Source organism: Pseudomonas putida (assembly GCF_009883635.2).
Classification (GTDB): Bacteria; Pseudomonadota; Gammaproteobacteria; order Pseudomonadales; family Pseudomonadaceae; genus Aquipseudomonas; species Aquipseudomonas putida_W.
Genome location: NZ_CP026115.2, coordinates 178,479 through 195,008, shown reverse-complemented (window position 1 = coordinate 195,008; position 16,530 = coordinate 178,479). Strand labels below are relative to the sequence as shown.

General features: G+C 59.7%; 20 protein-coding genes and 1 pseudogene. 11 read left to right on the top strand and 10 right to left on the bottom strand.

Features of this window, described 5'->3' with window-relative positions; all coding sequences use genetic code 11:
* Window positions 1–4: 4 nt before the first annotated feature.
* The 3 genes from C2H86_RS00890 to C2H86_RS00880 all read right to left on the bottom strand — a co-directional run bounded on the left by C2H86_RS00890 (window position 5) and on the right by C2H86_RS00880 (window position 2,523).
* On the bottom strand, window positions 5–334 hold the full coding sequence (locus tag C2H86_RS00890) for a DUF202 domain-containing protein (RefSeq protein WP_159411042.1): 330 nt from the start codon (window positions 332–334) through the stop codon (window positions 5–7).
* Entirely contained in the window at window positions 327–713 is a 387-nt protein-coding gene (locus C2H86_RS00885; protein ID WP_159411041.1) for a YidH family protein, read from the bottom strand. The genes C2H86_RS00890 and C2H86_RS00885 overlap by 8 nt, the downstream gene beginning before the upstream one ends.
* Window positions 714–810: 97 nt before the next feature.
* Window positions 811–2,523, bottom strand: a complete 1,713-nt coding sequence (locus C2H86_RS00880; protein WP_159411040.1) for an FAD-dependent oxidoreductase — start codon at window positions 2,521–2,523, stop codon at window positions 811–813.
* A 185-nt stretch (window positions 2,524–2,708) separates the two neighbouring features.
* Here C2H86_RS00880 and C2H86_RS00875 point away from each other — a divergent pair, with 185 nt between their 5' ends.
* The 5 genes from C2H86_RS00875 (at window position 2,709) to C2H86_RS00855 (ending at window position 6,661) form a co-directional block, all read left to right on the top strand.
* A complete protein-coding gene (locus C2H86_RS00875; RefSeq protein WP_159411039.1) occupies window positions 2,709–3,485 on the top strand; it encodes an IclR family transcriptional regulator in 777 nt (258 codons plus the stop codon).
* 139 nt (window positions 3,486–3,624) lie between these two features.
* A complete protein-coding gene (locus C2H86_RS00870) occupies window positions 3,625–4,677 on the top strand; it encodes a Gfo/Idh/MocA family protein (protein ID WP_159411038.1) in 1,053 nt (350 codons plus the stop codon).
* Between the two features lie 23 nt (window positions 4,678–4,700).
* Window positions 4,701–5,516, top strand: coding sequence for a sugar phosphate isomerase/epimerase family protein (locus tag C2H86_RS00865; protein ID WP_159411037.1), 816 nt, complete (start codon window positions 4,701–4,703; stop codon window positions 5,514–5,516).
* A gap of 195 nt (window positions 5,517–5,711) precedes the next feature.
* Window positions 5,712–6,305 (top strand): GNAT family N-acetyltransferase, encoded by a 594-nt coding sequence (locus tag C2H86_RS00860; RefSeq protein WP_240349672.1) that lies wholly within the window; start codon window positions 5,712–5,714, stop codon window positions 6,303–6,305.
* A complete protein-coding gene (locus C2H86_RS00855) occupies window positions 6,302–6,661 on the top strand; it encodes a cupin domain-containing protein (protein ID WP_159411035.1) in 360 nt (119 codons plus the stop codon). The genes C2H86_RS00860 and C2H86_RS00855 overlap by 4 nt, the downstream gene beginning before the upstream one ends.
* A 111-nt stretch (window positions 6,662–6,772) precedes the next feature.
* On the opposite strand, the gene C2H86_RS00850 is transcribed toward C2H86_RS00855, so the two are convergent.
* Window positions 6,773–7,309, bottom strand: coding sequence for a GrpB family protein (locus C2H86_RS00850; protein WP_159411034.1), 537 nt, complete (start codon window positions 7,307–7,309; stop codon window positions 6,773–6,775).
* A gap of 99 nt (window positions 7,310–7,408) precedes the next feature.
* Between C2H86_RS00850 and C2H86_RS28605 the strand changes: the two are divergent.
* Window positions 7,409–7,507 (top strand): annotated as a pseudogene (locus C2H86_RS28605) (hypothetical protein); the annotation flags it as partial.
* 299 nt (window positions 7,508–7,806) lie between these two features.
* Here C2H86_RS28605 and grxC read toward each other — a convergent pair.
* Together grxC and C2H86_RS00840 are read right to left on the bottom strand one after the other, a co-directional pair.
* On the bottom strand, window positions 7,807–8,061 hold the full coding sequence (grxC, locus tag C2H86_RS00845) for a glutaredoxin 3 (protein ID WP_159411033.1): 255 nt from the start codon (window positions 8,059–8,061) through the stop codon (window positions 7,807–7,809).
* A 12-nt stretch (window positions 8,062–8,073) separates the two neighbouring features.
* The gene (locus C2H86_RS00840; protein ID WP_159411032.1) at window positions 8,074–8,592 is read right to left on the bottom strand and encodes a carboxymuconolactone decarboxylase family protein; all 519 of its coding nucleotides are present in this window, start codon (window positions 8,590–8,592) and stop codon (window positions 8,074–8,076) included.
* Window positions 8,593–8,720: 128 nt separating this feature from the next.
* Here C2H86_RS00840 and C2H86_RS00835 point away from each other — a divergent pair, with 128 nt between their 5' ends.
* Window positions 8,721–9,545 (top strand): AraC family transcriptional regulator, encoded by an 825-nt coding sequence (locus tag C2H86_RS00835; protein WP_159411031.1) that lies wholly within the window; start codon window positions 8,721–8,723, stop codon window positions 9,543–9,545.
* Between the two features lie 135 nt (window positions 9,546–9,680).
* Here C2H86_RS00835 and C2H86_RS00830 read toward each other — a convergent pair whose 3' ends face one another.
* On the bottom strand, window positions 9,681–10,649 hold the full coding sequence (locus C2H86_RS00830) for a GlxA family transcriptional regulator (protein WP_240349671.1): 969 nt from the start codon (window positions 10,647–10,649) through the stop codon (window positions 9,681–9,683).
* Between the two features lie 139 nt (window positions 10,650–10,788).
* Between C2H86_RS00830 and C2H86_RS00825 the strand changes: the two genes are divergently transcribed.
* Window positions 10,789–11,430, top strand: coding sequence for an HD domain-containing protein (locus tag C2H86_RS00825; RefSeq protein ID WP_159411030.1), 642 nt, complete (start codon window positions 10,789–10,791; stop codon window positions 11,428–11,430).
* 61 nt (window positions 11,431–11,491) lie between these two features.
* On the opposite strand, the gene C2H86_RS00820 is transcribed toward C2H86_RS00825, so the two are convergent.
* Both C2H86_RS00820 and C2H86_RS00815 read right to left on the bottom strand, forming a co-directional pair.
* Complete coding sequence (locus tag C2H86_RS00820) at window positions 11,492–12,118, bottom strand: LysE family translocator (RefSeq protein ID WP_159411029.1); 627 nt, start codon at window positions 12,116–12,118, stop codon at window positions 11,492–11,494.
* A gap of 64 nt (window positions 12,119–12,182) precedes the next feature.
* A complete protein-coding gene (locus tag C2H86_RS00815; protein WP_003290584.1) occupies window positions 12,183–13,064 on the bottom strand; it encodes an alpha/beta fold hydrolase in 882 nt (293 codons plus the stop codon).
* 126 nt (window positions 13,065–13,190) lie between these two features.
* On the opposite strand from C2H86_RS00815, the gene C2H86_RS00810 reads away from it, so the two are divergent.
* Window positions 13,191–13,778 (top strand): CGNR zinc finger domain-containing protein, encoded by a 588-nt coding sequence (locus tag C2H86_RS00810; RefSeq protein WP_159411028.1) that lies wholly within the window; start codon window positions 13,191–13,193, stop codon window positions 13,776–13,778.
* A gap of 1 nt (window position 13,779) precedes the next feature.
* Here the strand turns inward: C2H86_RS00810 and C2H86_RS00805 are convergent, their stop codons facing one another.
* Entirely contained in the window at window positions 13,780–14,664 is an 885-nt protein-coding gene (locus C2H86_RS00805) for a LysR family transcriptional regulator (protein WP_159413038.1), read from the bottom strand.
* A gap of 108 nt (window positions 14,665–14,772) precedes the next feature.
* Here C2H86_RS00805 and C2H86_RS00800 point away from each other — a divergent pair, with 108 nt between their 5' ends.
* Together C2H86_RS00800 and yfcF are read left to right on the top strand one after the other, a co-directional pair.
* The gene (locus C2H86_RS00800; protein WP_159411027.1) at window positions 14,773–15,828 is read left to right on the top strand and encodes an NAD(P)H-dependent flavin oxidoreductase; all 1,056 of its coding nucleotides are present in this window, start codon (window positions 14,773–14,775) and stop codon (window positions 15,826–15,828) included.
* Window positions 15,829–15,841: 13 nt separating this feature from the next.
* On the top strand, window positions 15,842–16,474 hold the full coding sequence (gene yfcF, locus C2H86_RS00795; RefSeq protein WP_159411026.1) for a glutathione transferase: 633 nt from the start codon (window positions 15,842–15,844) through the stop codon (window positions 16,472–16,474).
* Window positions 16,475–16,530 lie beyond the last annotated feature (56 nt).

Sequence of the window (16,530 nt, the reverse complement as noted above, 5' to 3'; positions counted from 1 at the left end):
CAGGCTACCAGGCCAGGATCGCGGCCAGCTCGACTGCGCACAGCGCAGTTACGCAAACCGCAAGCAGCAGGTTCACCGTGATGCCCGAAGCGATGGTCTCGGCCTGCAGGCCGGTCACATGGCGCTGGTAGCTGCGCCGCAAACACAGCCAAGCGGCGCCGGCGGCCAGCAAGCAGAGCACCGCCGGTGTCACCGCCAGCCAGCGATGGTGGGGTACCCAGCGCAGAAAGAAGCAGCTGCACACGACCAGCGCGAGGATGGTCCGCCGCCATGCCAGCAAGGTGCGCTCCGGCTGCAAGCCGTCATCGGTGTGGGCCAGTTGCGGGTCAGGCATGGAAGAACACCGCATAGGCAAAGAACGCCATCACCAGCGACACGCCAATCGACAGCGCCGGGGCGATCAGCGGGAACGGCAGCGGGCGCTTCTGGCGCATGGCCCGTTCCACGTTGAGCCAGCGAACGAAGGCCGGCAGGCTCAGCAGCAGCGCCAGGCTGATCAACGCCAGTGCCAGCAGGCGGCGGGTGCCGGCACTGAAGATCTCGGCGGTGAACATGTCCACGGCAATGCCGCTGGCCAGCAGCGCCAGTGCGGTCCTGATCCAGGCCAGGAAGGTGCGCTCGTTGGCCAGGGTGAAGCGTGGGTCCGGTTCTTGGCCGTCGGCGAGGAGTTTGCTGGCCAGCCAGCCGCGTGAGGGCTCGGTGTTCTTGTTCAAGGGCAGTCGTCCTCCTCGGGTAAGGTCGGTGGGCAGTCGGCTGGCTCAGTGTGAGTGGCAAACCCTGCCAATGTCCATGGTTCGCCACTCGCTGGCGCTATTCGTACTCCGTTACGCCGCAGATATGCCGCCCGGCGACATAGCCGAAGGTCAGCGCCGGCCCGAGGTTGATGCCGCCGGACGGATACCAGCCGCCGAACACGCTGGCCATGTCGGTGCCGGCCGCGTACAGGCCGCTGATCGGCTGGCCGGCGTCGTTCAGCACGCGGGCGTGGCCATCGGTGCGCAGCCCGGCGAAGGTGCCGAAGCAGCCGGGCTGCACCTTCACCGCATAGAACGGCCCTTGCTCGATGGGCGCCACGCAGGGGTTCGGCCCCTGGTGCAGCGGGTCGCCCTGTTTGCGGTTGAACGGTGTCGAGCCACGGCCGAAGGCCGGGTCCTGGCCTTGGCGGGCATGCTGGTTGAATTCAGCGACCGTGGCACTCAGCCCTATGGGGTCGATGCCGCACACCTGGGCCAGTTGCTCCAGGGTGGTGCCGCGTTTCAGGTAGCCGCTGCGCAGGTATGGCCCCACCGGCAGGGGCGCCGGGCGCGCATGGCCGAGGCCGAAGCGGCGCAGGAAGCGGTGGTCGCAGATCAGCCAGGAGCAGACTTCCTCGCCCTGCGGCACGGCGGCGACCATGGCGGACACATAGTCGTAATAGCCGTGCGCCTCGTTGACGAAGCGCTTGCCGCTGGCAAGCACGCCGATGATGCCCGGCTTGCCGCGTTCGATGATGTGCGGGAAGTGGCCTATGCTGCCGTCGCGGTGCGGCACCTTGGACACCGGCGCCCAGGCCACCGGCGACTTCAGGTCAGTGGCCACCACGCCTCCGGCCGATTCGCCCAGGCGCAGGCCGTCCCCGGAGCAGGAGGGCGGGGGCAGGGCGAGGTTGTCGTGGCCGCTGCTATCACGCGGGAACAGTTGCCGGCGCCGTTCCGGGTCATTGGGGAATCCGCCTGCGGCCAGCACCACCGCCTTGGCGCGGATTGTCCGTTCGCCATGCGCGGTTGCCAGCACGGCCCCCTGCACCTTGCCGTCTTCGATTAGCAGGCCCTTGGCTGCGGTCGACTCGATCATCCGTACACCCAGGTCATCCGCCGACTTGGCTAGCCGTGCCACCAGCGCCACCCCGTTTACCAGGTGCATTGCCCGGCCATGGCGGGCCAGGTGGTAGAGGTGACGGGCGAAGCGTTTGCACACGTGCAGCAAGGCGCGCGGCGAGCGGGTCATGTTGAGGAAGGCGGCCAGGTCGGCACCGGCCATGATCGGCATGCCCATGAACGAGGTCTCGCGCATCGTCTTGCGCAGTCGCGGCAGCAGTGCGCCGAGCTGGCGGGCATCGTAGGGCGCGGCAATCACCTGGTGGCCACCGAGGGCGGCGCCGGGCGTGTCGCCGTGCATGTCGGGGATGGCGTTGCCGTCGGCGAACTGCAGGGCCGTGTGCTGTTCGAAGAAAGCAACCATGTGCGGGCAGGCTTCGAGGAAGGCGTCGACACGTTCGGCGTCGTAATGCGTGCCCAGTTCGTTGCGCAGGTAGGTGCGCGGCTGGTCGATGTCCTCGACGATGCCGGCGCGCCGGGCCAGCGGATTGCGTGGCACCCAGGCCCAGCCGCCAGACCAGGCGGTGGCGCCGCCGAGCACCGGGTCTTTCTCCACCAGGATGACCTTCTGCCCGTGCCAGGCGGCCGTGACCGCCGCTGCCAGGCCGGCTGCGCCGGAGCCGATGACCAGTACGTCGCAGTCGCTTGGGAAGGGTTCGGCGGGCATTGCGGTGTCTCCTTCATTATTATTGGAACTAGATTCCACAATATTCATTTCTAGTGGATGGCACTGCAAGGCCGAGGGCCAATTTCTGGTCGATAACCGGACACTTCAATGCAAGCCGGCTGCGGTGGCTATCGACGGCATGGAATCATCTTCTAGAATTCGGCAAATTTTCAGGGATACGTGTCATGGCTGGTAGTCAGATCGAACGCGCCTTCAGTCTTGTAGAAAGCCTCACCGGCGAGCCGCACGGCTTGCCGCTGCAAACCCTGGCCGAGCGCCTGGACATCCCCAAGAGCGCCGCCCACCGCATGCTCACCGAGCTGGTACGCCTGGGCTACGTGCGGCAGAACCGCGACAACAGCCGTTACCAGCTGTCGGCCAAGCTGGTGGCAATGGGCTTTCGCTACCTGTCCAGCAGCGGTGCCGACATCATTCAGCCGATCCTCGATCGCCTGGCCCAGGACAGCGGCGAGCTGGTGCGCCTGGGCGTGATCGAAGGTCACCGGCAGACCTGGATCGCCAAGTCCCAGGGCGCCCGTTCCGGGTTGCGCTACGACCCGGACATGGGGCGTGACGCACCGCTGTTCTACACCGCCTCCGGGCATGCCTGGCTGGCCAGCCTGAGCGATGATGAAGCGCTGCAGATGGTGTTGCGCCAGGGCATTGCCGACCCGGCCCAGTTCGGCCCCAACGCGCCCCGTTCGACAGATGAACTGCTGGCCTACCTGCACCGCGCCCGCGAGCGCGGCTATGCCTGGGTCGAGCAGACGTCGGCCATCGGCACGTCAGCCCTGGCCGCCGTGGTACGGCGCCCGCAGAGTGACGAGGTGATCGGCGTACTCAGTGTTGCCGGCCCCAGCGCCCGCCTGGCGCACGCACGCCTGGCCGAGCTGGCGCCGCTGCTGCTGGCGGCGGCAGAAGAGCTGTCGGCAGCCAGCCGGGCAAGCGAATTGTTCGCCTGAAGGGTATTTCTGGTCGGTAATCGCACAGTCTGTGGGGTGGGGCGTTCTGAAAAGCTGAACTTGGTTCTACATTGTGCAGTGTCGATTCTGGAACATGGTTTCATAATCGACGCCACAATAACGACAAGAGGACAGTGCGTTGAACTCACCCCTGCGAATCGCCCTGATCGGTGCCGGCATCATGGGCCGCCAGCATTACCAGCACCTGCGCCGGCTGCGGCAGGCCCAGCTCTGCGCCGTGGCAGACCCTGGCCCACAAGCCGAGGCGTTTGCCGCCGAATGCGGGGTTGCCTGCTTCGCCAATCACCGGCAGATGCTCGAACAGGCCCAGCCCGATGCGGTGATCGTCGCCAACCCCAATAACCTGCACGTGGCCACCGCCCTGGATTGCGTCGAGGCTGGTGTGCCGGTGCTGGTGGAAAAACCGGTGGGCGTGCACCTCGATGAAGTCCGCGCACTGGTCGAGGCTTCGCGCCGCCGTGGCGTGCCGGTGCTGGTCGGCCATCACCGCCGGCATAACCCGCTGATCTCCAAGGCCCATCAGGTCATCAGCGAAGGCAAGCTGGGCCGGCTGATCAATGTCACCGCGCTGTGGCAGCTGCAAAAGCCCGACAGCTACTTCGAGACGCCCTGGCGCCGCGAGCCGGGGGCGGGCTTTCTGCTCACCAACCTGATCCACGACCTCGACCTGCTGCGCCACCTGTGTGGCGAAGTGGTGCAGGTGCAGGCCTTCACTCGCAACGACGTGCGCGGCTTCGCCAACGAAGACAGCGCGGCGGTGCTGCTGCAGTTCGCCAACGGCGCGCTGGGCAGCCTGACCGGGTCCGACGCGGTGGCTGCGCCGTGGAGCTGGGAGCTGGATTCCGGTGAAAGCCCGATCTACCCGCGCCAGGACGGTCAGCCCTGCTACCTGCTGGCCGGCACGGAGGGGGCGCTGAGCATTCCGCAGCTCAAGCGCTGGCATTACGCCGAGCCCGGTTCTGGCTGGCACACGCCATTGCTGCAGAGCGAGGAAGCCATCCCCGCAGGTGAAGCGCTGACCTTGCAGTTGCAGCACTTTATCCGCGTAGTCCAGGGCACTGAAGCGCCGTTGATCGATGCCGCCGACGGTGGCCGCACCCTGGCCCTGATCGAAGCGATCCGCCAGGCCGCCGAAACGGGCCGGGCCTGTGCGCCAGAACTGATTGCCTGATTTCTCGTCCTTAGGTAAATGACATGACCGACCGAATCTTTTCCCTCGCCGCCCTGACGGTGCTCGAACTGTCCCCGCCAGACATGGTGGAAGCCGCCGTCCGCGCCGGTTACAGCCATGTGGGCCTGCGCCTGGTGCCGGCCACCGAGCAGGAACAGCACTTCCCGCTGGTGGCTGATGCCGACCTGCGCCGGCAGACCCAGGCACGCCTGCGCGACACCGGCATCCAGGTACTCGACCTGGAGATCCTGCGCCTCAAGGCCGACACCTGCGTGGCCGATTTCGAACCGATCCTGGCGGTCGGCGCCGAACTGGGTGGCACCGAGTTGCTGGTGGCTGGCAACGACCCGGATGAAGCGCGCCTGACTGCGCATTTTGCCGAACTGTGCGACCTGGCAGTCGGCTATGGCATCCACCCGCACCTGGAATTCATGCCCTGGACTGACGTGCGTGACCTGCACCAGGCCATGCGCGTGGTGGCCAACGCCGACCGGGCCAACGGCTGCGTGCTGGTCGATGCCTTCCACTTCAATCGCTCGCGCTCCTCGCTGGACGATCTGGCGCAATTGCCAGCGCAGTGCATGCGCTACGCCCAGCTGTGCGACGTCGCAGGCCCGGTGCCCGCCGACATGGACGAAATCCTGCGCCAGGCGCGCAACGAACGGCGCTTCCCGGGGGAGGGCGATGCCGATCTGGTGGGGCTATTGCGGGGTTTGCCGGCGACCGTGCCATTGAGCCTGGAGATCCCCACCCGGCAGCTGATGGAGCAGGGCATCAGCGCTGAACAGCGGGCGCGCATGGCGCTGGAGAAGGCCAAGGCCGTACTTGCCAACGTCTGAGTTCATGGCACGGGTTGCGCCTGTGAGAGCAAGTCGGCTCTCACAGGACTATCTCGAACATGGGACATGCGTCGCACGCCGTACTGACGGCGTCGCCCAGAGCAAGATGGGAACCGTTCATCCCGGCTACCCTGCCACCCTGTCAAAGGCGTAATCCTCGAAAACCAACCACCCGATCCCATGGAAGCACTGTACATGCCTGTCGACTTCAGACCCGCTCAAGCCTCGGACGCGCATGATATTGCGCGCTTCTTTCAACTGACATCGGAGGGCATGGCCGATTACATATGGAGCAAGCTTGCCGCACCTGGCGAAGCGTTGCTGAGTGTCGGTGCGTCTCGCTATGCCAGGGAGCAGGGCGACTTTTCCTACAAGAATTGCCTGATGGCCACTGTCGAAGGGCGCGTCATCGGCATGATGCATAGCTATGCCTTGCGCGAGACCCCTGACAGGCCTGCCGAGGCAGACCCGGTCCTTGCGCCTTATGCCGACATGGAAATACCCGACACTTTGTACATATCCAGCCTGGCCCTGGATGAGGCCTGGCGCAGCCAGGGGTTGGGCGTCCAGTTTCTTCGCCACGCCCAGCAGCGCGCCGAGGACGCTGGCCTGGATGGGCTATGCCTGATCGATTATGCCGAGAACCACGGTGCGCGCCGCTTCTACGAACGTCATGGCTTTCAGATCGTTAAAACCTGCCAGATCGTTGCGCACCCGATGCTGGGCGTAACCGGTGAAGCCTATTTGATGTATCGCCCTAGCCACAACGTACTCGAGAAAAAACCATGAACAAGAAGCTGACCGTGTTCCGCGAACTGGATATCCAACCGGTGCGCGACCTTCCCTTTTTTGAAGAGGTCGTGGAAGGCGACCCTCATACGCTGACGTCCAAGTACTATCACGATGAACAGCAAGGCCGGATTTCCGGAGAATGGGAAGCCAGCACCGGAGCGTGGCGCATCGACTACAAAGTCTGGGAGTTCTGCCATGTCTTGAGCGGACGCTGCGTCATCGAGCTTGAGGGTTGCGCCCCGGTCACACTGGCCGCTGGCGACACGTTCATTATCGAACCGGGCGCCAAAGGCAAATGGACCGTGCTGGAAGACATGAAGAAGAACTTCGTGATCCTCTTGCCCGCGAGCTAGAGGCGGGGCCGCGTTTCATTGAGCGCAATTTCGCGGGTCAGGATCGAGCATTGCGACATGTACCCGCGAAATGCCAGCGCTCACATGGGCTAGCGCTTGGCTCATGAATGCCTAGTCGCTGTCGTCGAACTTGCTTTGACCAAGAGCAAGCGGCATACCGGACAGCGCCGCCTGAATGAATGGCGCTTTTTTTTCCAGGTACTCAGCCATTCCACCCGTATTGCTCGACTCCAACTGAAACTTCAGCACTTCATACTGCTGACGGATCGCGGCATCGCGCCTGAGTAGATCCCTGAACTTCAGCATGTCGATGACCGCAGGGTGGCTCCGCGTGCAAATATGGAGTTTGTGCGTGCGAACCCCATCTACATTGCGCCGGTAGAAATGATGCCCATCCGATAGATCACTACCGCGCACATACCCCAACCCGAGCAGCACGCCGTCCCGCGTCTGCGCATCCCGATGCGCTTCAAGCTCGATGAGCACATCGATCTCGGGCTTCGCCGCCAGCCCTGGTACAGCAGTACTACCAACGTGGTGGATGGCATAGAGTTCATCGCCGAAGGCAGAGGCAATGCGCGGCTTGTCTGCCAGAAAACGCAAGGGCCATGCTGAGTCGTAGGAAGCGATTTTGCTGGTCAGTGCCATGTCCAATCCTTGGCGGCAAACACGAAAGGCGCCGGATTGTCCCTGAAGCCGAGAGCAACCTCAATGACTGCATTTCGCATATTGATATCCGCTCAATGGGTAAGCACCGAGATGAGCCTTCACGTGCTTGCTTACAATCTCAAACGAATGATGAACATCTTCGGCATCGCTGGGCTGATTGAAGCGATCAGGATATGAGTCCAAGCGTTTTATGCGTCCGTATACGGCTGTCTGGGCCGCTGCCGCGGCCCAGACAGCACAGGTCGCGCCTGGTGCCGGACTGAGGTAGATCTGCACTTACATCTGCCGAATTTAAAGGGGGCCCCAGCTTCTTTCGCTACTCGACGTTCTTACTTGCGTTTTCACACAGCCTGGACCCAAAGCTGCCCTTGGCGCCGGGCAGCTACCGCTCCAAAGCGAGTTTTAAAAGCAGTGCCATACGCGGGGGCAATTGTGCACAAATATAACCTCGTCGTATGGCCAACCACTTCCGCGCTTCAGGCATAAAGCAATGCATCGAGCTTTCCCTTGTGATCCAGGATTGCCAAGTCATCAAAGCCGCCGATATGCAAATCCCCCACGAAGATCTGCGGGACGGTTCTACGCCCGGAGCGCTGCAGCATCTCCGCCAGCGCTGCGGAAGACTGCTCTACATCAATCTCTAAAGGAGCAACGCCTTTGGTTGATAGCAATTGCTTGGCACTCACACAGTAAGGGCAGTGTCGGGTGGTGTAAATAGTCACTTGGCTCATGGCGCTTCCCTCCTAACGGGGCGACGGCGGAAAGTCGATATCGGTCGTGGCGACATTGTTCAGGTAGTTTGTCAGGGTCAACAGTGTGACCTGCGCTATCACTTCGACTATCTTGCTGTCGGTGAGACCAACTTCGCGTGCCGCCCCGATCTGTTCATTGCTCAACTGGCCGCGGCTTTCGGTGATCTGATGCGCTAGCGTGGCGATCGCGCTGAGTGTGCCGTTGCGGGCCTGACTGATGGCTTCATCACTCAAGCCAGCCTTGGTAGCGAAGAAGGTATGGGCTGCCAGGCAATAATCGCAACCATTGATTTGCGAGGTGGCGAGGGCAACGACTTCACGCTCGGCGGCGCTGAGTGAACTCTTGCCCAAAGCCTGCGCGAGCCCCAGGTAACCATTGAGTGCGGCCGGCGAGTGCGCCAGCGTCCTGAATGCATTAGGAATGAAGCCCAGGCCTTTCTGAATACCTTCCAAGGCAGTTCGCGAGCCGGCAGGGGCTTGGTCCAGCGAGAGTGCAGTAATACGGGTCATGGTAGTTCTCCTTTGGGATGCTCGATCGATTTGTCGATCGGCTTGATAGCAATGGTAAGGAGATGAGCTTTCCTTTCGGCTTCAGATCGTCGAAGTTATGCAACAGATCGTCTAAACCTGAAGGCGCCATGGACCGACTATCGACATTGCTCAAACACTTCAACTTGCATGCGTCCACGTTTCACCAGGGTGGATTCTGTGGCACCACGCCCGTTTACGGGGAGCACAGTTTCGGCCACGCACATCTGCTGCGTTCAGGACGGCTGACCTTCAGGGACAAGCGCGGCCTGCCCATCGAATTGTCTGAGCCAAGCCTGATCCTGGCAGTGCGCCCGCAGGCACATCAGTTGTTGGCGAGCGAAGCCGATGATACGCAACTGGTATGCGCCACCTTGCATTTTGACGGGGGGGCCAACAATCCACTGACCTTGGCGTTGCCGGATTTCATCATCATGCCGTTGCGCGAATTGCAGGGCCTCGATGGCACTCTCGACTGGCTGTTTGCAGAGGCCTTTGGCGATGAATGCGGCCGCGATGTAATCCTCAATCGGCTGTTCGAACTGATGGTGATTCAGCTGCTTCGGCACCTTATGGCTAGACGGACCATCGCCTCAGGGATGATGGCGGGGTTGGCCCATGCTCAGCTGTCCCGTGCGCTCGTGTGCATTCACGACGAACCTCAGCACAACTGGTCCGTGGCGGAGCTGGCCGATCGCTCCGGCATGTCGCGGGCTAGCTTCGCTGCGCACTTTCGCGAGACGGTGGGTATCACGCCGGCAGATTACTTGGCGAACTGGCGCATCAGCCTGACCCAGAAGCGCCTGCGCGAAGGCCGCCCGATTGCCCTCATTGCAGATGAAGTGGGCTATGAAAGCCCGTCTGCGTTGGCCCGTACTTTTCGGCGGAAGGTGGGTACAAGCCCGAAAGAATGGCTGCTGCAGAATGCGCCATAATGCCTGAACACAGATTGCCGTACTTCGCTGGCCGTTGTTGAAAACCCCGATTGTCGCGCGTGCAGCGCAGAAGGGCTTGTCAGTGTTCCTTTGGCAGCACCTGTCTTTGAACCTTTAACAAACGGTGTTCTGTTCTCAACACGGCCGCGCATAGCGTTTGCGGTATTCCGCAGGGGTAACACCCATGTGACGGACGAAAGCTCGGCGCAACGTGTCTGCGTTAGCAAATCCACACATGGCAGCTACCTGCTTAGGCGCGTCATTTCCAGCCTCCAGCCGTTCGCGAGCAGCATTCACCCTCGTCTGTTCCACCCACGCTGCCGGCGTCATGCCCACATCATTTTGAAAGATCCGGGCGAAATGCCTTGGGCTTACGCCCATTCGCTCTGCCAGGTTCGCAACCCCATGATCCAGAGCCGGATTTGCCGCGACATACCGCTGCAATGCCTGTAGAGCAGAGCGCCCTGTGGGTGAGGTAGATCCATGACGACTGAACTGCATTTGCCCACCGGTTCTTTTGAAATACATGACCAGGTGACCTGCTACGTCCTTCGCAATCTCATCGCCCAAATCCTCCTGAACCAACGTCAGCGCAAGATCCAGTCCAGCCGTTACACCCGCAGCAGTCCTCAAATTTCCGTCATGGACCTGAATGGCATCCGCCTCCACGGTCACTTGTGGGTATCTTTCAGATAGAGGCTGCGCCACAGCCCAGTGGGTAGTAACCCGGCGGCCATCAAGTAGCCCCGCAGCTGCTAGCGCAAATGCGCCAGTGCACACCGAACCGAAGCGCCTGCTCAACGGAGCACGCTGGCGGAGCCAATCCAGAATTCCTGATCGAAGGTACTGATCGGCTGCTTGAGGGGTTCCAGCAATCAGCAAGGTATCAATTGCATCGATCTCCTCTCCAATCCAAGCATCAGGAATTAACCGGGTACCCGAAGAGCTCACCAGCGGTCCAGGTTCACAAGCGAGCAGAAGCAACCGATAGGCTTCATACCCCGCTTGCCGGTTGGCCTCCGCGAAGACGTCCAATGGACCGCAAGCGTCGAGAAGCTGAACCCCTGGCATGCCCAGGATGGCGAGAGTTACTTGAGGGCGCATAACTGCTCCTAAAAGCGATGGCAGGGTGTCCAGGTCCGATACCGGCTGACAATGGCAGAATATGACGCAACAAGTCAATTGATGCCATTTGCGTGGACACTCAGAATGGAGTCCTCACTCACCCTCCCAGGATCTCAACATGACTAACGCTATTGCTGGCATTTACGTGCCCGACAGTTCGATGGCCCGAGAAATCACCGAACTGGTCCGGGACACCGCTTCGCCCCTTCTTTTCCATCATTCGAGCCGCGTCTTTTATTTCGCATCGCTCGCCGGTAAGCGACTGGGCCTGAAGTACGACGACGAGCTCCTCTACGCGGGTTGCATGTTCCATGACATGGGCCTAACCCACCAGCACAGCAGCGATTGCTGCCGTTTCGAGGTCGATGGGGCGAATGCTGCGCGTGATTTTCTGGAAGGTCACGGCGTCAACGAGCGCGACATAGAGCGCGTTTGGACTGCAATTGCACTTCACACCACTCCAGGCATTCCGGGACATATGCACCCGCTCATTGCATTGGTCACCGCTGGTGTAGAGACTGATGTTCTCGGGTTGCACCATGAAGAACTCAGCGCTGACGATCGGGATGCCGTCGTTCTTGCACATCCTCGTGGCGATCGCTTCAAAGAAGCGATTATCCAGACGTTCTACAACGGCATCCGCCACAAGCCGCATACGACATTCGGCAACGTCAAGGCAGATGTGATCGCCGACAAGGAGCCTGGCTTCCAGCCTGGTAACTTCTGCAGCATCATTCGCCAGTCCTGCTGGCCAAGCTAAATGAAAGGGGCCGCATTGCGGCCCCTTCGTTTTGGAATTGGCTGAGGCGAAGCCTTGGCCACTAGGATGAGGCCAGTAACTTGGCTCCCAGCCCAACGAACAAAGCCCCTATAGCGCGATTGAGCAGCACTGCCTTAGCCTGGCTTGTTTTCATTTTCCGTCCCAAGGCCCCAGCAAACCACACAACGCCACTCGCCCAGATACCTGCAGTGACTGCGAAATAAACTCCAAGCACTAGATAGGCCGCGGGCTTATGAACACCCTCAGGATCGACAAATTGAGGGAAGAATGCGAGGTAGAACAGGATCACTTTGGGATTCAGGACGTTTGTGAGGAAGGCCTGAGTGAACAACCTGCGATATGAAAGCGAAGCGTGCAAGCCACCGCCCTCCGCTGAAACCGACGGTTTGCTGAGTATCAGCCTGACGCCCTGATAAGCGAGGTACAAGGCACCGAGAATACGCACAGCATCAAATGCGGCTGGAACCGCCGCGATCAGTGCACTGAATCCTAATGTGCTAGCAATCGTGTGAACCAGACAACCCGCTGTGATACCCAACGCCGAGATGAGGCCAGCCCCCCTGCCATGCGCAAGGGTGCGCCCGACAACATAGGCTGTGTCGGGCCCTGGGGTGGCATGGAGTGCGAGGACAGCGGCGGCAAAAAAGGGAAAATTGATGATGTCCATGGGCGATAGCTTTATTCAGAAATGAAAACGCCACGAACAAGGTTCGTGGCGTTTTAGGGATCAATCAGTTGATCGAGTCGCCCAGCACTTCGACGATCCGGTCAGCGATGTACTGGACGTGCGTCTCCAATGCGAAATGCCCGGTATCCAGCAGCTCGACGACGGCATTCGGGTTGTCCCGCTTGAAGGCTTCGGCTCCTGGTGGAATGAAGAAAGGATCACCCTTGCCCCAGATCGCCAGGGTCGGCACCTTCGTGGTTCGAAAGAACTGCTGGAATTCAGGATACAGCTTCAGGTTGTTCTGATAGTCATAGAACAAGTCGAGCTGAATCTCTTTGTTGCCCGGCCGCTCAAGCAGAAGGGCATCGAGGTAGTAAGACTCAGGGGCAATCTGACTAGGATCACTTACCCCCTCCACATACTGCCAGCGGGTCCCCTCCAGATGCAGAATTGCATCGTTGATGACTTGGCGGCTTTCCGGCAGGCCATCTTCCCAGTACTTACGGATCGGTGCCCAAGCCTCTCCAAGACCTTCCAGGTAAGCATTGCCGTTCTGGGAAATGATCGCACTGACACGCTCCGGATGTGCGAGAGCCAAGCGCAAACCAGTCGGCGCACCGTAGTCGAAGAAGTACATCGCGTAGCGCTTGAGGCCCAGCTTCTCGACGAAATCGCCGATCGTCTTACCGATCGCATCGAAGGTGTATACGTACTCCCGCTCGGCTGGGACTTCGGTGAAGCCGAAGCCAGGCAGATCGGGAGCGATGATCCGATAACGGGATGCCAGCAGAGGGATCAGATCACGGAACTGGTGCGATGAGCTCGGGAAGCCGTGCAAAAGAAGGAGGACAGGAGCGTCAGGAGCACCGGCCTCTCGATAGAAGACACGGACGCCATCAGCTTCGGCGAATTTGAAAGCGACATTGGTGTGCTTGGACTGGGTCATTGCTTTAGCTCCTGTAACTGGTTTGGTTGGTTTTAGCGGTTACGTGGCTTCATTTTGCACAGCTTTTGTAACTAGTCAAATCTTTTTTATCGGTTACAATCACTGTCGACACCCAAAGGAGGCCATATGACCCCGCCTAATCCTGCAGCGAACCTTCCGGCGCCCTACGTGCTGGCAGACCACCCGGCGCTCGACCTTCTCAATACTGTGATGATGGTGGACGGACGAAAGACGGACCTTTTGAACAGTGATGAGCAAGCCTTTACATGGCTGGCTCAAGCTGGTTTTGGTCCGGCATCTTTACCGTCGGCGAAAGGCGGAGTGCTCCTATCGAACCTCCGCACCCTGCGGGATGCGGTTGAAGTCCTTGTTCATGCACGGCGCGAAGAACGCGACGCCGACCCTTCGGTGCTCAACAGTTTCTTGCGTGATGCGGTACCGCAGTTGACATGGGGTGCTCACCAACCAGAGCTGGACCGTTTTCATCACAAAGATGAAGCCAGCCGCCAGCTCGCCAGGTTGGCGTACTCAGCAGCAGAGCTGCTGGCAGAAGGTGATTTCAGTCTTGTCAGGAAATGCGAGAGCCCGGACTGTTCACTCATGTTCTATGACCGAACCAAATCTCATAAGCGACGCTGGTGCAGCATGGCCTTGTGCGGGAACCGTCATAAGGTGGCTGAGTTCCGAAAACGCCGCCAAGGCCAAGCGGGATGAATCAGCTCAGCAGCAGGTCTCGCAACGATTTGAAGGCCGGGGTGTGGTAGCCAGCACGGCAAACCAACTGGGTATCAATCTGCATAATCGGATGCAGCGTCAGGTTCGTCGTGCCGCCAATCAGTTCTAGTACAGAACGCGGCACGATGCCAAAGCACGACCCGGCCGTCACACATGCCAATATCCCGTGATACGACCCTAGTTCCTGCACCTTCAAAGTTCGAAAAGGCCGCCCATTCCCGCTGTTGAACCACTGCTCGGCGATTTGGCGGTATGAACAGCTGGAGGCGAAACCGCCTAGTGTCGTCAACGACACATCATCGGGCCCATTCACTACCGGATGACCTTCAGGCAACACCAATACGAGTTCTTCGGTGAAGACTGGGAGGCTCTCAATTTCAGGCGGGAACGGCTCTGCTTCCCAACGCCCATCCTTAAGGGAAGAGGGTTGTGCGACCAACGCACAATCCACACGCCGCTCCATCACAGCATCAAGCATTCGTCCTGTCGGTCCGGTTGTAACGGTCAACTCCACCTCAGGATGCTCGCGGTGAAAGCAAGCCAGTTTCTGTGGCAGGCGACTGGCAGCAGTACTTTCCATTGTCCCCAGGCGCAGTAGGCCAGCCGGGCGATCGGGATGCATGGACTGCTTCGCTTGTTCTGTGAGCGCAAGAATCTGCTGAGCGTAGACAAGGAACTCCTGGCCCCGCTCGGACAGTTTCATGCGTTTTCCATCACGCAGGAAAAGCTCAACACCCAGTTCGTCCTCAAGCTGCCGGATCCTGGTCGTGACGTTCGACTGCACGCGATTCAGGGCCGCGGCCGCTCGCGTCACGCTTTGCGCTTCCGCTACCGCACGAAAAATTTCCAATACCGCTAGATCCATCAACCACCTCAAATCTCTTGCAGAGAACGTATTGGAAGAAATATTCTCCATGAGAGATAGTAAGTCAAGCTCATGGTAGGGCCTGACGAGATAACAGAGGTAAACGCGATGCCAAACCCGCTGCAGTCGCTTCTTGAGATCGAAATCCCCGTCATCCAGGCCCCCATGGTCGGGGTCTCAACGCCCAAACTGGCCGCAGCGGTTTCCAACGCAGGCGGCCTGGGGTCAATCGGCATTGGAGCCAGTTCGGTAGACCAAGCACGGGAAATGATCCGCGAGACCTTTAGGCTTACGGACAAACCGTTCAACGTGAACGTTTTTTGTCATCGCCCTGCTGAACGGAATGAGGATTTAGAGCAAGGCTGGCTTCGCCGTCTTGCACCACTTTTTGCTGAGTATGAGGCTGTGCCGCCAAGTTCGTTGAGAGAGATCTACACCTCCTTCGTTGAAGATGTACCGATGCTGCAAATGCTCCTGGAAGAGCGGCCTGACGTAGTCAGCTTCCATTTCGGCCTTCCTCCCCAGTCGATGATCAATGCGCTCAATGCAGCAGGTATCGTGACGATGTGCTCAGTCACAAACCTCGAAGAGGCGCAATTGGCTGAGCGCGCTGGCGTGCATGTGCTCATAGCCCAAGGTATCGAGGCCGGGGGCCACAGAGGGGTCTTCGAGCCGGCGAACGATGATGCGATCGGAGTCATGGCATTGGTTCGGTTGCTGACGTCGCGATGCAAGTTACCAGTGGTAGCGGCTGGCGGAATTATGGACGGGGCAGGGATCAAAGCTGCAATGGCGCTCGGCGCCTGCGGTGCTCAGCTCGGCACAGCCTTTATCCTCTGCCCTGAGACATCCGCAAACGCTGTGTACCGGGAAGCAATGAAAAGCCATCGCGCCTATCACACCCAGGTAACCAGTGTGATTTCTGGGCGACCTGCCCGGGGCATGGTCAATCGGAACTTCACGGATATACCTTCGGAGCACGCCTCTATCCCGGCATATCCCGTCACCTACGATGCCAATAAAGCTCTGAATGCCGCAGCAAACGCGCAAAGTAATTTTGATTTCGCGGTGCAATGGGCGGGGCAGGGGGCTCCGCTTGCTAGGGAAATGCCAGCAGCAGCTTTGATCAAGTTGCTAGCGGCTGAAATCAACTGTGAGCATTAAACGAGGAGCGGGTATGTCATCCAAGATTCAGTTGTACGTAGACCATTTGTTCGCTAGTCCCTACTCCATGTCGGTATTTGTTGCCTTGGTGGAAAAAGGTCTGGATTTTGACATCATTAACATCGACATCGACGCTGGTGAGCAGCACAGCGCTGAGTACGCCAAGCTATCGATCACGCGCCGGGTGCCCATGATCATTGATGACGGTTTTGCATTGACTGAATCTTCAGCCATTACCGAGTACTTGGATTACGTTTACCCCGACGGGCCTTTATATCCTCGTGCGCCTCGTGCTAAAGCACGTGCTCGGCAACTTCAGGCATGGATACGCAGTGATTTCATGCCCATTCGTGAAGAGCGCTCCACTGCTGTGATCTTCTACCGACCAACCAACAATCCGCTATCCGAAGACGCCCAACAGGCCGCGCATCGGCTGTTCGAAGCGATCGATCCGCTGATAGAAAATCCAGAGGCCAATCTCTTTGGGGAGTGGAGCATCGTCGATGTTGACCTGGCTCTTCTTCTGAATCGGATGGTCATGAACGGTGACGATGTGCCACCGAAGCTGGCCGCCTATGCGAAAAATCAGTGGAAACGGCCATCGGTAGTTCAATGGACTGCTCAAGCTCGGCCTGATATTGACTGAGCCCGCCTGGTCCTAGCCTTCATGAGTGCTCGCATAGGCATTCATGAGGCAATATT